The following is a 14,273-nucleotide window of genomic DNA, read 5'->3' as shown; positions in this document are numbered from 1 at the left end:
GAGTTACAGGATATCGTTGCCGGTCAGCCCGGACGGAAGCGCAGGCGGCAACCAGGCTTGTCCGGAAAAGGCCCCCATGTGTCCTCCTGTCCTGATCACGAGCTTGCTCGTCGAAACGGATACCGGCGTACGCCAGCCACGCAGTGCATGCGCCGCTTCCACGCCTGCGCTGTAGTCGCGAAGATAACCGCCGAGCAGCGACGCGAGATCGGGGATCGTCGGCCCTTGCCACGCTATGCCGAAGACGATTCCGTCGCCCGACGTGTATTCGCGAATCACGGTTCCAGATTCGAGCGTGGATTCACGGATGATGTAAGCGGCTGGATTCGCCGCGAGGCCAGCGGCCGCTCGATTCGCAGGCCGCATCACACGCACTTTCGCGGCATGATCGGCGGCGGACAGCGATATCGGTGCGCCGCCCAGTTCGGCATGTGCATGTGGCATTGCCAATCCCGCGATGAGCGCGGCGTATATACAGCGAATCGACTTCAAATCTCCCTCCCGGGGGTAACGCCAGCGTGAAACGGTTCGGAACGCCTCCGCTGCAAGTTCGCTCCACAGGAATCAAGCAACCCTCGACGCCTGGACCGGTAACCCAGTGCCCCTCGTAGAGGCTGGGCACGACATTGCGTGACATTAAATTCATTATTGATATTTTTGTCATTTGAATTAGTCGAGCACGTGCTCGAGCGTTTCGTCGCGTCGATGTCACATTCATCATCCGCACCACGTTGGTCATATTCTTCGTTCGGTTTAGCAGTCCTTCATGTTCCGACCGTACTCGGCGCACGTTGCAAGCAAGGATCACGAAAACGTCCGCGAACGAACCGATCGCCGCCGAGGCTCGACGGCGATCGTCACGGCGCACTCGAGCGCCGGCAGAAACATGCGTGCGCCGTGTCCTGGTCGATGCGGTTCAGAAGCGGTATCCGACCGAAAGGAACGTCACGATCGGGTTGACCCGGAACTTGGTGGTGCTCGTGACCGTGCCGACGGATGACCGGGTAGTCAGCGTCGCGCGCGTCGATACCCACGAATACGCTACCGACGCGTTGATCGACCAGTGAGAATCGATGTTGTAGGTCAGGCCGCCGTTGACGACGGGCGCAAAGGATTTCCTGAGTGACACGGATGTCGGTCCCTCGAGCGCCGTACCGACAGTTGGCGAAAAAAAGATCTGCCCGGTGGAAACGGGATTGCTGAGCTTGACGTTGCTGAACCACGTATAGGTGACACCGGCGCCCAGATACGGCCTGAACCGCGCATTCGGCTCGCCGAAGTAGTAGTTGAAGATGATCGCGGGACTCCAGGCCCGAGCGGTCCCCAGTTCACCGAAACCGCTGAGCGTACCTGAGCCGCTCAAGTGCCATGTCGGCGGAAAACCCATGACCGTCGTCGCCGCGATGTGATCGGTCACGAAGTAGGTCGCGGTAAGTCCGAACGTATCACCGCTTGCGATGTCCGCACCGCTGCCGGTCATCACTTGCGACTGGCCGAGCGCATTGACGGTCAGCGGATCCGCCGACCCCTGCGGCGCAAAGTGGGACCAGCCGGCATTGACTACCCACTGACCGGCTGATTGCGCATGCGCGCCAGAGATGGCCGCGACCAGTACGACGATTCCTGCGCTGATTCGTTTCATGATTGTCTCCAGATTTTGGTGTCGGTGTTCAAGAATCGTGAAACCTGCCTTCATCCCCGTGCGCCAGGCGTGGCTCGCGGGCTGTTCCTGCGCGTATGAAGCACGACGCTCAAAGCGTCGGGTTCTTCCTCGTCAATCAAAACCTCATTTCTTTAACTTCGGATTCCAAAATTATTTGCCTACTTCAACTTAAAACATTCCGAGAATCGGCAATCACTGATGTTCGGGTTCGACCGAAGTTGAAAAGGCAAACGGGAAGCGGCCCATCACCGCATTGGTCTTCGCTGTCTGTGCGTGATCGCTCAGCGCCACATGCAAGGCGAGCCCGCGCGACGGGTCGTCCGCCATGCTCACTCGGGCACCCTCGACGCCGGCATCCTTCAGCGCAGCGATCAGCGCGTCGAGCGTCTCCCGTCGTTTGAGTTCGGGCTTGAAGATCTTGCCGACCGCCGTGAGCGGCATCGCATCGATGATATGAATCCGCTTCGGTATCGCAGCACGCTCGCCGATCGAGCTGCGTATGAATGTGTCGAGCTCCGTCTCCGTTGCAGTTGCGCCAGCTTTCAACTGCACGTAGGCGACCGGCAGCTCGCCTGCATGCACGTCGGGACGTCCGATTGCCGCAGCGATCTGCACGGCCGGGTGGCGATGCAGCGGTTCTTCGATCGTCGCCGGATCGATGTTGTGACCGCCCCGGATGATGAGCTCCTTGCGGCGGCCCGTGAGCCAGAAGTAGCCCTGCGCATCGCGTCGCGCGAGATCGCCGGTGTTGAGCCACTGCCGGCCGTCGCCAAGATCGAGCCACAGGCTCTTGTTCTGGTCTTCCTGAAGATAGCCCGCGAAAACGTTCGGCCCGGAAATCGTCAGCAGGCCGACTTCGTTCTCGACGCAATCGCGCACGTAGCGGCCGGCGTCGTCGAGTATCACCGCCTTCATCATCTGGCCGGGGATGCGCAAACCGATCGAACCGAGGCGCCGTTCGCCGCCCGGCGGATTGACACTGCTGACGCATGCGCCCTCGGTGAGCCCGTAACCTTCGAGGATCCGGACCCCGGTGCGATCCTGGAACGTGCGGAATACTTCCACGGGCATCGGCGCGGCGCCGCAGAGCCCATATTCGAGCGAGTCGATATTCCAGCCGTCGACGGGCACGTCGAGCAACGCCGAATACAAGGTCGGCACCGCGCTGAAGAAATTGATCCTGTGTTGCTCGACGATTTCCCAGAATCGTTTGACGACGCCGTCGCCGCGATAGCCCTGCGGCGTACCCAGCACCACATGTGCGCCTCGCGAGAACGGTACCAGGCCGGTTGCCAGCACCGCATTGACATGGAACAGCGGGAGTCCGCAGAAAACGGTCTTCCCCGGGCCCATCCCGGCACCGACGACCTGCCCGACGCTCCAGGCATTGGCCACCTCGTTGCCGTGCCGGCGAATCGCGATTTTCGGCAAACCCGTCGTGCCGCCCGTGCAGAAGTAGGACGATACGTCGTCGGCTTCGAAACGCCGTGGGATCAGCAGCGAATCGCCGGATTCACGCGACATCGCATCGTCGAAATCGTGGATCGCGATGTGGCGCGGAACGGCGCCGCGCACACCCGCGCGCCCGTGCAACCGTTTGCATTCGCGACGCTGCATCACGCGTGCCGCCATTCGGCGCCATCCCTGCACACGCCCGGCCAGGTCGACCAGGACGAGGCTTCGCAGCGACGGCACCTGGCTCAGGACGGGCTGGACCTTCGACCAGATATCCGTTCCCGGAAAGGGTGCCAGCGTCACCAGCACTTTCGCGTTTGCAGCCTTGAGCAGCGATGCGATTGCCGGCCCCTCCAGCAACGGATTGATCGCGCATACGATCCCGGCCGCTTCGCCTCCCCAGATGACGAAATGCGTCTCCGGCAAGTTCGGCAGCACGTAGGCGACCACCGAGTGGCGATCGATGCCGAGGCGCGAAAACATGTTCGCAGTCCGATTTATATCTCGCAGGAGCTCCGAATAGGTCCAGCGCAATGGCTTGCGATGATCGTCGGCGCGCAGGAAAAATGACAAGGCCGGCGCGCTCGGGTCGATCGCCGCACCACGGCCGATCATCTCGTAGGTGCTGGCCGGGAGGTCGGCGGGCGGCCCCTGGTTTTCGATCCGCAGCACGTCCGCTTCGGTTGCGATGGCGTTCATGCGAGCTCGTCCACGATTCGGTTGCGTTGCACACCGAGGTCGATCGCCCCGTCCTTGCTCCGGATGCGTGATTCGACCAGATCCCCGGCCTTCAGGTACTGCGGGCGCGCGGCCTGAACCTTCGCGAAGATCCGCCACGTCATGTGCTCGGGCAGCAACGCGGCAATCCGTTGCTTCGCCGGCGATGGAATGCTGAGTGCGCATCCGGACGGCGTGCCCGTTGCAAGCAAGTCGCCGGCGCTCAGATCCTGAACGCCCGACAGTTCGGTGAGCGTTTCGGCCGGACCGTACACGAGATTCCCGGTCGAATCGCTCTGCCGCACTTCACCGTTCACGGTCAATGTCAGTGTCAGCGCGCGCAGCCGCGCGATATCGCTTGCCTCCAGCAGGCACAGATACGGCCCTACCGGTCCGAACGTTCGATAGCTCTTCCCCTTGTAGAACTGCATTTGGGGAATCTGGATATCGCGTGCGGAATAGTCGTTGACGATCACGAGGCCGGCCACGTACTCGTGCAGGTTCGTGTCCGTGATGGCTTGCCGGGACGTGATATCGCGGCGAAGCACGAGCCCCAGTTCGATCTCGTAGTCCAGAAACTGCACATGGTGCGGCCGGAGGACGTCGGAATCGGCGGCGACGATGCAGCTGGTCGCCTTCGTGAAGATCATGTTGAATGACTTGGCGTCCGGATTCATGCCGGACTCGATCATGTGCTGGCGATAGTTGGCGCCCTGGCAAACGAACTGTTGATTGCGCGTGACCGGCGACAGCCACTCGACATCCGACTCGGGAATCGTTTCTCCGCCGAGCGCGGCGAGTTCATCGATCCGATGCGCTCGCACGAATTCGCCGGTCGTCGGGTAGTCGCCCGGTATCGGCGTGATCCGGCCATTCGTCACCACGCCCCATTGGGCGCGCCCCTGATGCCGGTAGTGCAAGACGTGCAATGCCATGAAGATGCCTCGAACAGGTCTGAGTGAAGATGAAGGTCACGCAAACAGCTTCGCGAGCGTGCGCAGCTTCGCGAACGTGACGTCCGGACTGGCCCGGAGGTTTCGGATGAGCGCTGCGATGCTTGCCGCGGTGATCTTCGGTTTGGTGAAGCTGCGCGGCATCCGGGGGCCCCACTGCGACATCGCTTCACGGCTGACTTCGTGGATGCCCGTCGCCACGTCTGCCGTGAACATGTCCCCGTCGCAATAGTGTTCGTGCTTGTCGCCCCAAGGGTCCTGCCAATAGTCGAAGACCTGGCTGCCGAGAATGTGACGACCGATCCCCCATGCGTGCCTCCATCCTTTTTCGCTCAGCACACGCTGCCCGATCCCCACGGCGTCCGCGTCGACCAGCTCGAATGCCGAGTGGCTGTACAGCGCCGCGAATCCCTGTGCCAATGCCAGGGTATGGTGATCCGCGGGTGTCGCCCCGCGATCGAGTCGCAGGAACGCGACGGCGGGCGATCCATCCGGCAACACCTGAACGTCGCTCGGGATGAAGCCGAAGTGAGACGTGTACCACGCGCAGGTCGCCTGGAAATCGGCGAGTTCGAGCACGACATGACCGAGGCGAATCACTTCCGGCGCCTCCAGCGGCGGACGCTGGGTATCGTTCACACGAACGACGGCATCGGGCGAGTTGAACGGCAACGCCGACCGGTGCGGCAGGGCGCCGGCACGTGCTTGTCCCGCGACTGCGTCGACACGAAAACCCGATGGATCGACCAGCGTGACGCGATGCCCGCCGCCGGGCCACGGTGACGGCTCCACGTTCGACGCGCCCGGTACATGGGCAAGCTTGCGCAGTGCGTCGATGTCGTCAACTTCAAGCCCGAAGCCGACGAAGCGGTTTTTTTCGGCCCGCCGGACGACGTAGCAGAACGGTGTGCCGGCCGTGCCGCGGAGGAACAGATATTCGCCGTCACGGGATACCGTTCGCAAACCGAAATCGTTGAGAAATCGTTCGGCCCGTTCCAGATCGGGACGCTCGAACATCAAATAGGAAAGCGCCCGGGCCTTCGTCGTCGGCCGGGGATTTCGTGCGGGTTGTGCAGTCATGAGCTTCATGGGGGGCCTCAGGCAGTCGGCTGGGCAATGTGACCGGCTAGCGGCGACAAGGTGGTGCGCGCACCAAGCAATTGCAGGGATTCGAGAACGAGGCGGGTCGAGTCGGCCACCGGGCCCTCGTGCAGGACCGTTTTGTCCGGCCGAATCACGGCCGCCCAGCCAAACCGCACGACACCCGGCATGAACGTACCGTTCAGGTCCTCCCATCCGTCGTTCTCGATGCGATGAAGGCGCTGCCCGCGGTGCACGACCTGCACCACGATGCCGCCCGCCGCAATCAGCGCGGCTCGCGCGCCGGCGTCGAGCTCGACGCCCGGATCCCGTCCGAATCCGATCAACGCGAGACCGCTACCGAACACGTCGTCGCTCAGGCGGATCGCCCCATCGTGCTTGCGCAGCCATCCCTGCGGAAGGGCTGCTCCGCGCACGAGCCGCGTGGACGAATGGCCGGGGACGAACAGACCTCTCCGGAATGCATTCTTCGGCTTGATGCCGAGTTCGTCGAAGTGATTCCGTAGCGGCGGAACGAGCCGCGTCAATCGCATCAGGCCATGCGTGAACAACGCGATCCCGGCATTGCGCGGCATCACGAGTTTCCCCATGAATTTCGCGACGCCGATCATCGCCTTGGCGTGAGGTCGGCGTTCCCGATCGTAGGACTCGAGAATTTTCGGGGTTGCGTAGCCTTTGACGACCCACGCCAGTTTCCAGCCGAGATTCGCGGCATCACGCAGACCGGCGACGAGCCCCTGGCCGACGAACGGCGGCGTGATATGGGCGGCGTCGCCTGCGAGAAAGACGCGTCCCTTGCTGAACGTCGTGACGGTTCGGGCATGAAATCGGTACACGGCCTTGCGTTCGATCACCATGTCCTTGATGCCGCCCCACGGCGCGAGCAGTTCGCGGATGCGTTCGTCGGATTCCATCTCCTCTCGCGTCTCGTCGGGGTGGAGCATGAACTCCCAACGCTCGCGCCCACCGGGGGCAGTCATATGAGGCGTCGGCCGCCGGTGGTCACAGATGAACTCGACATGGTCGATGGGTCGACGCACGTTTCGCGCGTCGACGATCAGCCAGTCTTCCGCGAACGTCTTGCCCTTGAAATCCTGTCCGATCAACTGGCGCACGATCGAGCTGGCACCGTCGGCACCGACGACGTAGCGGGCGCGCACGACGTGCCGCGCGCCCTGCCCGCTGTCGAGCGTGGCGGCGACGTGATCGGCGTTCTCGTCGAGCGAGACGAGCGTCACACCGAGCGCCATTCGGGCGGTGCGGTGCGCGGTCAGTCGCGCACGCAAGCATCGCTCGAGGTCCGGTTGATAGAACGTCACGAGCTTTGGATGGCCATCGATGCTTCCGAGCGTATTGATGCGCCCGAACTCGCCGAACCAGGGCGAGCGCATCCGGACGTACGGAATCGCCACCGTATCGAGATCGGCTTCGTTCACCCCGACGTACTGCAGGATGCGAAGCGCGTCGTTGTCGAGCGCGATCGCACGCGGCGCCATGAAGATCTCCGCCGCCCTGTCGACGACCAGCACGCGCACGCCTTCCCGGCCAAGAAGCGCGCCGACCGCCGCGCCGACGGGGCCGCAGCCCACGACAAGCACGTCTACATCCGACGGCAAGTCGCGGCCGCCGGCGCAGCCCGCGTTGTCGTTGCTGTCATGGACGCCCGACTCGTACGTCAGTTTTGTCTCCGTCACCGTTCTGTCTCCAATTCTTGAGACTGGCCACTGCAGGCCGCCTTGGTGACATTAAAATCATACTTGATGTTTTTGTCAATTTTGACGTTCGAACGTATACTCAAACACCGAACCCAGGCGCACGCCGATGCCCAACGCTTCCTCCGGTCGCAGCAGAACACCTCCGCCGGCCATCTCGAACGAGCAAGCGCCGTCGAGCCCCGAGGTTCGCGAGCCTCGAGGCGCGCGCCGAAAGCGCGAGACGCAGGCGCGCCTGCTGGATGTCGCCTTTGTGCTCATGGCACAAAAGGGGATGGAAGGCGTCGCGATCAATGAAATGACGGACGCCGCGGACGTTGGGGTTCGGCTCGTTCTATAACCACGTCGAATCGAAAGGAGCGATTCATGCTGCGGTTTTGGAAATCGTGTTCGAGGCGTTCGCGGATGCCCTGGACCGCATCGCAGGCACCTTTTCTGAGAGCCAACAGTTGTGGGCTCTCAGAAAAAGTGTCTTTGGCCCCCTAGACAGATCAAGGACTTGGACATCTTTTTTGAGAAATCTACATGCCTCTCGTCTCAGAAATGATGTCCGTGGCCCCGGGAATTCTCAGAAAAGTCGTCCTTGGGAATGTCGCGGCCCTGCGAAGGTGTCTCGACCGACCTTGGCGACCAAGAGCGCCATGGATAAGGGTTTCGGCGACCAGTGCAGTCGGTACTCTTTGTGCTATAAATGTGCAGATAGTGTGCTTCGGGTAATCTGCCATGAACCACGATCTAGCCCCAAACTCGACGCCGCCCCTCGATTTCGACCTGTTCATGGCATCTTTGAGGGACTCGGAAAGCGTCGCGCCAATCGTCTCGGCGCGACGCTTCGCGGCCGCCCTGCATATCGATATGCAAACACTCGCAAGGCTGGCCCATGTGCATCGCAATACGGTGAGCCGTTTGGCTGGCTCCGAAAGTGTGCAAAAGTATCTTCGGGAAGCGATCCGGATCATCCGGGCTGCAAACGATATCTCCGGGGACATACAGCGCACACTCTTCTGGTATCGCAATGAACCGTTGCCTGCTTTCGACTACAAGACTGCTGAACAGCTAGTGTCGGAAGGACGCGTTGACGACGTACTTCGCTACGTCGTTTCGCTCGAGGCAGGTGCAGCGGGGTAAGGCGAGAAGCACTGTTGCGGGTCTGAAAAATAGCGGCTACTCTCAGATTAAAGCTGACCTATGTTCAGCGACAGAAAACAGGGAGCGGGGCTTACTAGTCTGGACGTGGTCCGCGGTAAGTTTCCTGCCCCGCCTCTTCAAATGCCCGCTCGATCCACGGGCATTTTCTTTTTCTCGCTCGCTTAACCGTATGTTCACTCAAAAATTGTGCATTTTGGATTCGCACGCACCACGAACGGTTTTTCTCGCTCCCATATCGGATGTGGCACACAATTGGGACTGCGTCGTGATAGGCGCCTGTTTCTGGCAGATATCGGCGCGATCATTCGACATCGCATCGCAGATGCGTTGACAAAAGCATGCTCAGCGCGAGTAGAGCAACGACAGATTTTGATTAAATTTCAACGGAATTGTAGCCATTTGAGGCGCGCTGAGATACGCTCGCATACACGACCGATTGAGCGGGTTTCTTCTCGCTTCACCCTCCCGGTCCGATTCTCGAAACTCAATTTGCAGGAATATCCTATGACTTTGAAGGTAACCTGGGAAATGGTTTCCGCATTGGCAGCGACAACCAGTCTGATCATCAGCGGGGTTGCGTTGTACACCGCCACCACTGGTGTAAATACGACCAACAGCATCGCGACTGAAGCGTTGAAGACCGCGCGTCAGGCAAATGATATATCGCTGGGCGTCGCGCGCGAACCGGCAATAGTTGAGTTCGCAGAGACAGATGGCAGTGCCACCTTCAAGTTTGACTTTACTGATGCGAAGGGTCTCAAGGAAGATCTAAAGACGATCGTCACGGTCGAGAACGCCGGGAAAAAGCCCGTCGACGCGTTGGAAATTGAAGTAATCGGCATCGGTGGACTCACTTACTCACTCTCGGATCCGGCGAGTCGAATTGATTCGCTTCCTTACTACGCTACTCGGCTCGATCTGACGAACGCATTGCCGCCTGGCGGTCTGGCTCACATTGATGTACGCAATTTCATTCTTAATTACTTGACGAAGTTGACACCACTTCTTCCCAGTAACGAGGGTACTTATTCAACGGCAATCAACATGGTACTCGCACCAAAAGGGGTCAACGACCCTACACCGAGTCAGGCTGGAGGCCTCACGAAGAATGACAGACGTATTATGATAATCGAATTCTCACCTTCCATTATCCAATCGCCCGAGGCAAAGGCCGTTCTGCAGGAGAAAGAGATTCCTCAACGGGTCTTTAGCTACTGACGCCGTAAGGTGCACTGCGCCGAATATCAGAAATTGGCTTGAACCCAGTTCGCTGTTGCATCTATTGGTTGAATCCGCGATCGGTAGTGGCCAGCCACTTTTCACTGTTACCAGCTAAAATTGGCAGATCAGGGCATCCTCTTGAATGAACGACTCAGTCCGGCATGAGGCAATCGCAATTTGCCATCTGGATACTGACAAGCCCTTACGTCAGTCGTCTACCTTAACACGCGTAAGGGCGTCGATCGAATCTCAAGACTGCTCGCAAGCGCGTAATCCGGAGCTTACGGGTAATTCAGCGCGGCGCAGGACGAACGCACTACGATTCAACTGATGGCGGCAGGCCGGACCGGACAGTGGAACACGTCGCAATCATGGACTACCATGCATAAGGTTCGCATCATCGCGAGGAGGCAAAGATGTTGCGCAAGAGCGAACAGGCCCTGGTAGCTCAAGAATTTCCTGAGCATCTGGCCAGGATACGAGACTGCCTCCAACAAGCTGGCCTCCATGCGACCGATAGCGATATGGCGCTCGCATGGGCACGCTATTCGGATGCTGTATCAATGCCGAGGCTCAGGGTGCCTCAGCTCTGCTGCCTGCAGGCTTTGCCGCGTTTCGGAGTAGATACGCTTTGTACGATAGCGCTACGCATTCCGTATCTTGCGTATTCATTTCCCTCATATCAAAACCGTTATCACGTCGGCAACATAAGCGGAGGAGGAAGCATGGCAACTTACAAAGAACTGAAAGCTAGGATGGACGCCCTCGCAGAACAAACTGAGGCAGCCCGTATCGCAGAATTCCAGACTGTCGTAGAAGACATCCGCGCCAAGGTTGCAGAGTATGGGATTACCGAGAAGGACATCTTCGGCAAGCAACGAGGCGGCCGCACCGCAAAAGCAGCCGTCGATGCGAAGTATCGAGACCCCAAGACCGGCGTATCCTGGTCAGGCCGAGGCCGTGCGCCGGCATGGATCAAGGATGCCAAGAATCGCGATCGCTTCCTGATTCAGGAATGATCTCCGCTCCAGCTCAATCTACGACCCTTGGGTAAATCGCACACTTGCGTAGATTGCGCTGGCGGGTAATCCCATCCTGGGCTCGAACTCCGACATCCGCATCCGGCACGGCCAGGTTTTCCGCTCCATAGTCACCGTCTTTCCCCAAGGCCTTCAGCGCCAGTCGCTACTTGGCTTTCTCGGGGCCGTGACACTCTTGCCGCATTGTAATCAGCCGGTTCCCTACCAACACCCCCGTCGACACAAAATCCCGATCAAGATGCACGGTCGGCAGGTTGCCGACTGCCGGACAACCGCCATCAGCGGTGTACTCCATAGCAAATAGCGTCTGGTTGAGGATTATTGCAGTAGCCCGTGCGCCTGCTATCGACTCTGGTGCAGCGACGATCACCGTCGCGAGACCGAGTAATGCCATCGGGGTAAAAAGCTCAATAATGTCGCGCAAGTAACGACCTTGCAGTGCCGGATCGCCGCGGCGCCCGAAGCGCACTCTTCGCCACCAAATGAATACCGTGTTCGTCCTCTCCTTCGGGAGGAACTTGAACCAGGCTCGCACGGATCGCAACAAGAGCGACGGCAGGTTGATCAGAATAAGTATTGCGCCACACACGGCAAGGAAAATTGCAGCGCAACGGACAAAGTTCAGAACTACATACCAGGACGACAGAAGACCAACGAAGCTCGGAAAGTACTTCGCATCTGCGTGGGTCAACAGTCGCGTCGTACGTATTGCTTGCGCAGCTCCGACTGCGATACATACCGCAGTCGACAGCGCATACAACGCTTTTCCGAGCGTCTTTCCCCACGACCACTTCGCAATCCGGGCAAGTATCAGATGTGCGTGCCGAAGTGCCGCAATCGAGGTCACCACACCGATGCAGAACATCTCGTACATGGAACCGAACAAGGGCATCCAATGCAGGGTGGCCAGGATCAGACGAGCAATCATGTACATCATGACAGCGCCGTACAGGACCGGGACGTCGGGGGGAAGCTTACGCAGCGGCCGTAGCGCTTTCATGATGCGCATTACACGCTTCAACATCATCCTGCGAAAAGGCGGCAGGAATCGTCGCCACTCCACGAACAGCTCCCACAACATAAAACTGAACAATGCCGTGCCTACAAGCGTGACTCCCCAGCCATAGGTGACAATTCTCGTCGCCAACGCCAATCCGGAAAACGCGACTACAAGCCGAACCTCCGGGCGTCGCAGTACCCCGCGTACTGCATCAATCCAATGCTTCATACATCCCTCTATTATTTTGATATTTATGCAGGCCTCGCATGTCTTCGGGGTGGGCCGAATCGGGCCGGGCCTGACGCGCCGTCTCGGCATCATGCGTCGTCGCCAGCGCTCTCGCAAGCGACGCGCATTGCAGGATCTCCCGATGATTCGTTCCTGCGATCGCGAACTGCGTGATCGGCACGCCGTCACCAGCGAACTGGTCGGCACACGCGATGTAACGCTGGTCGTCGCCAGCCACGTACAACGAGCACGGCAGCGTAGCCGGATAGCGCTTGGGCAATGCGTCGAGCAGGCGGACGTTCCGGAACACGAGATCCAGATCCGTCAATTCGCACTCGGCAAGATCGAACACATAGCGATACCGCGCATCGCGCTTGAGCTGGGCCTCGACGTCGTGGGCAATTGCGCCGACCTCCGCGAGCACAGGTGGATCGATCAGATGCAGATGCGACACCGTCCCGCGCGCATACAGCACGTTCGCGACCCGGACAGCCACATGCGCGCCGAACGAGTAACCGGCCACCGCGTGATAGTGCTCCCCTACCACCGACTCGACAATTGCGGCCGCGAGTTCGTCCACGCTGTCGTATGGCCAGAACGCGTTGTAGTCGATCAGATGCGCGTCGACCGTCCCGGCCAGCTTTTTCTCCAGATCGAAATAACAGATCGGATAGCCGACGAAATCAGGCAGAAACAGCAGGCGCGCCTTAGTCACGCGTCCTCCACGAAAGCCCGCGCGAACGCAGCCACTCGCGCCGGTTCGAAACGCGAGGTCACCACGATGTCGACCGCGTCGCGCGTGCACAGCAGCGTCAGGTCGAGATCGCTCTTGCATGATTCAGACGGCACGGTCTCGTCGACAAGCCCGCTAAAACCCTGGTCGTCATCGTTGCGCATATCCACCAGGTTGAACAGCACGCGAACCTCATGCGCTCGCAATCCGGCAGCCGCGAGCGCAGCTTCCGCGCCGATCGCCCCGTGGGCGCGCGTGGCCAGCAGATAGCCGGTCGCGCGCGCGGGATCGGAATGCTCACCGAAGTGCGCGTGGTCGAGCAAGAGCGGCAGCACGTAGGTGCTGAAGCCAGTCCCTCGCCGCGATTTGCGCATCGAGAACAGCGCGTGCACGAGCGGTTGCGACACGCCGAACGCGGCCGTCAGCGCACGCTTAAAGCGCGCCAGCAACAGGGCTTGCCTGTGCGCGCCGGCCGGCATGAGCGACGTGCCGGTGATGCGTTGCCGGTGCCAAGTGACCGTCGCGCCCGCCGAAGGGAAGTCCGACCCGGACGACTGCCGCGCCGCCGCGATCCGCGCTTTCAGATCGGACCAGTGGGGCAGGCACGCATCCGCATCGCGTTCGTGCTCGTCGGCGAGCGCGAGGTTCGTCAAGATGAATTCCAGATCGGCGGTGTGCTCCGTGGGCTCCGCTAAATCCCCGGACGCCGCCGGCGCCCCCCGCAGCGCCCGCAGCAATTCGATCTGCCCGACGTGGTCACCGACGATATGGTGCAGCAGCACCCCGGTGCGGGGTTCGCCGCGAATCGTGCAGGTGAACGGCCGGAACAGAGGATCATCGAAGAGCGACAGGTCAGCCCGCAGGAAATACCTGCTGCAGGCTGCCTCGCTGTCGAATGCCGGATGCTCGGGCCAGGGCCAGTCTTCCGGTGGATGGATGTCCGCAAGATCGAAGCCGTAGACGCCCGCGTCATTAGTGATGCGACAGGCGAGGATTGGAAAGCGGGCGGCCAGGCCCGTGCACAGCCGCGATAGGGTCCCGGGCCTCGCGGCCTCGCCGTCCGGCGTGAAAAGATACGTGACATTGTTCGCCGTGCGGTTGCCGTGGAGCAGCTCCGGATACACCATCGAGCACTGCGCCTTATTCAGCGGCACGAAATCTAGCACCGGACTGTCCCGCAGCCAAGCGCGGTTCGACGCCGCAAACGCAGCCGCCGCGTGGTACTCGCCATGGATCGCCGCGTAGCGTCCGGCAATCGTCTCGACCGTCAGGAAAGGAGGATGTGCCGCCACGCTCGACGT

General features: G+C 60.5%; 12 protein-coding genes and 1 pseudogene. 4 read left to right on the top strand and 9 right to left on the bottom strand.

From position 1 onward, the window contains the following. Positions 1-3 precede the first annotated feature (3 nt). From DIE03_RS22635 to DIE03_RS22610, 6 genes are all read right to left on the bottom strand, one after another. Complete coding sequence (locus DIE03_RS22635) at positions 4-444, bottom strand: DUF2844 domain-containing protein (RefSeq protein ID WP_124454471.1); 441 nt, start codon at positions 442-444, stop codon at positions 4-6. A gap of 472 nt (positions 445-916) precedes the next feature. Beyond that, positions 917-1,642, bottom strand: coding sequence for an OmpW family protein (locus tag DIE03_RS22630; protein WP_124454210.1), 726 nt, complete (start codon positions 1,640-1,642; stop codon positions 917-919). Positions 1,643-1,855: 213 nt separating this feature from the next. Next, the gene (locus DIE03_RS22625) at positions 1,856-3,817 is read right to left on the bottom strand and encodes an acyl-CoA synthetase (RefSeq protein WP_124454469.1); all 1,962 of its coding nucleotides are present in this window, start codon (positions 3,815-3,817) and stop codon (positions 1,856-1,858) included. Further along, on the bottom strand, positions 3,814-4,770 hold the full coding sequence (locus DIE03_RS22620; RefSeq protein WP_124454208.1) for a fumarylacetoacetate hydrolase family protein: 957 nt from the start codon (positions 4,768-4,770) through the stop codon (positions 3,814-3,816). Before DIE03_RS22620 ends, DIE03_RS22625 begins: the two co-directional genes overlap by 4 nt. 36 nt (positions 4,771-4,806) lie before the next feature. Further along, entirely contained in the window at positions 4,807-5,877 is a 1,071-nt protein-coding gene (locus DIE03_RS22615) for a VOC family protein (protein ID WP_124454206.1), read from the bottom strand. An 8-nt stretch (positions 5,878-5,885) separates the two neighbouring features. Beyond that, positions 5,886-7,598, bottom strand: coding sequence for a bifunctional 3-(3-hydroxy-phenyl)propionate/3-hydroxycinnamic acid hydroxylase (locus DIE03_RS22610; protein ID WP_124454204.1), 1,713 nt, complete (start codon positions 7,596-7,598; stop codon positions 5,886-5,888). Positions 7,599-7,710: 112 nt separating this feature from the next. Here DIE03_RS22610 and DIE03_RS22605 point away from each other — a divergent pair. From DIE03_RS22605 to DIE03_RS22590, 4 genes and pseudogenes are all read left to right on the top strand, one after another. Next, positions 7,711-8,033 (top strand): annotated as a pseudogene (locus tag DIE03_RS22605) (TetR/AcrR family transcriptional regulator); the annotation flags it as partial. Positions 8,034-8,324: 291 nt separating this feature from the next. Further along, a complete protein-coding gene (locus tag DIE03_RS22600) occupies positions 8,325-8,729 on the top strand; it encodes a DUF2384 domain-containing protein (RefSeq protein WP_124454202.1) in 405 nt (134 codons plus the stop codon). Positions 8,730-9,254: 525 nt separating this feature from the next. Beyond that, positions 9,255-9,968, top strand: a complete 714-nt coding sequence (locus DIE03_RS22595) for a hypothetical protein (protein WP_124454200.1) — start codon at positions 9,255-9,257, stop codon at positions 9,966-9,968. Between the two features lie 728 nt (positions 9,969-10,696). Next, on the top strand, positions 10,697-10,990 hold the full coding sequence (locus DIE03_RS22590; protein WP_124454467.1) for an H-NS family nucleoid-associated regulatory protein: 294 nt from the start codon (positions 10,697-10,699) through the stop codon (positions 10,988-10,990). 166 nt (positions 10,991-11,156) lie between these two features. Here DIE03_RS22590 and DIE03_RS22585 read toward each other — a convergent pair whose 3' ends face one another. Genes DIE03_RS22585 through DIE03_RS38370 form a run of 3 tightly spaced genes read right to left on the bottom strand, consistent with a single transcriptional unit; the run spans position 11,157 to position 14,264 of the window. Further along, complete coding sequence (locus DIE03_RS22585; RefSeq protein WP_124454198.1) at positions 11,157-12,239, bottom strand: hypothetical protein; 1,083 nt, start codon at positions 12,237-12,239, stop codon at positions 11,157-11,159. Continuing rightward, complete coding sequence (locus DIE03_RS22580; RefSeq protein WP_185658200.1) at positions 12,223-12,954, bottom strand: thioesterase domain-containing protein; 732 nt, start codon at positions 12,952-12,954, stop codon at positions 12,223-12,225. Before DIE03_RS22580 ends, DIE03_RS22585 begins: the two co-directional genes overlap by 17 nt. Next, positions 12,951-14,264 carry a hypothetical protein gene (locus DIE03_RS38370; RefSeq protein ID WP_185658199.1) on the bottom strand — a complete coding sequence of 438 codons (1,314 nt, stop codon included), beginning with the start codon at positions 14,262-14,264 and terminating at the stop codon, positions 12,951-12,953. Before DIE03_RS38370 ends, DIE03_RS22580 begins: the two co-directional genes overlap by 4 nt. Positions 14,265-14,273: the final 9 nt, after the last annotated feature.

Origin of the sequence: Burkholderia sp. Bp8992, from assembly GCF_003853705.1 — a bacterium.
Classification (GTDB): Bacteria; Pseudomonadota; Gammaproteobacteria; order Burkholderiales; family Burkholderiaceae; genus Burkholderia.
Note: the sequence above shows the minus strand (reverse complement) of the source record. Positions and strands in the feature narration are given on the sequence as shown.

Bases quoted from the DNA above. Each gene is read 5' to 3' on its own strand.
- DIE03_RS22585 (WP_124454198.1), bottom strand. From the start codon at position 12,239: ATGAAGCATTGGATTGATGCAGTACGCGGGGTACTGCGACGCCCGGAG.
- DIE03_RS22620 (WP_124454208.1), bottom strand. From the start codon at position 4,770: ATGGCATTGCACGTCTTGCACTACCGGCATCAGGGGCGCGCCCAATGG.
- DIE03_RS22600 (WP_124454202.1), top strand. From the start codon at position 8,325: ATGAACCACGATCTAGCCCCAAACTCGACGCCGCCCCTCGATTTCGAC.
- DIE03_RS22630 (WP_124454210.1), bottom strand. From the start codon at position 1,642: ATGAAACGAATCAGCGCAGGAATCGTCGTACTGGTCGCGGCCATCTCT.
- DIE03_RS22615 (WP_124454206.1), bottom strand. From the start codon at position 5,877: ATGAAGCTCATGACTGCACAACCCGCACGAAATCCCCGGCCGACGACG.
- DIE03_RS22625 (WP_124454469.1), bottom strand. From the start codon at position 3,817: ATGAACGCCATCGCAACCGAAGCGGACGTGCTGCGGATCGAAAACCAG.
- DIE03_RS22595 (WP_124454200.1), top strand. From the start codon at position 9,255: ATGACTTTGAAGGTAACCTGGGAAATGGTTTCCGCATTGGCAGCGACA.
- DIE03_RS22590 (WP_124454467.1), top strand. From the start codon at position 10,697: ATGGCAACTTACAAAGAACTGAAAGCTAGGATGGACGCCCTCGCAGAA.
- DIE03_RS22635 (WP_124454471.1), bottom strand. From the start codon at position 444: ATGCCACATGCACATGCCGAACTGGGCGGCGCACCGATATCGCTGTCC.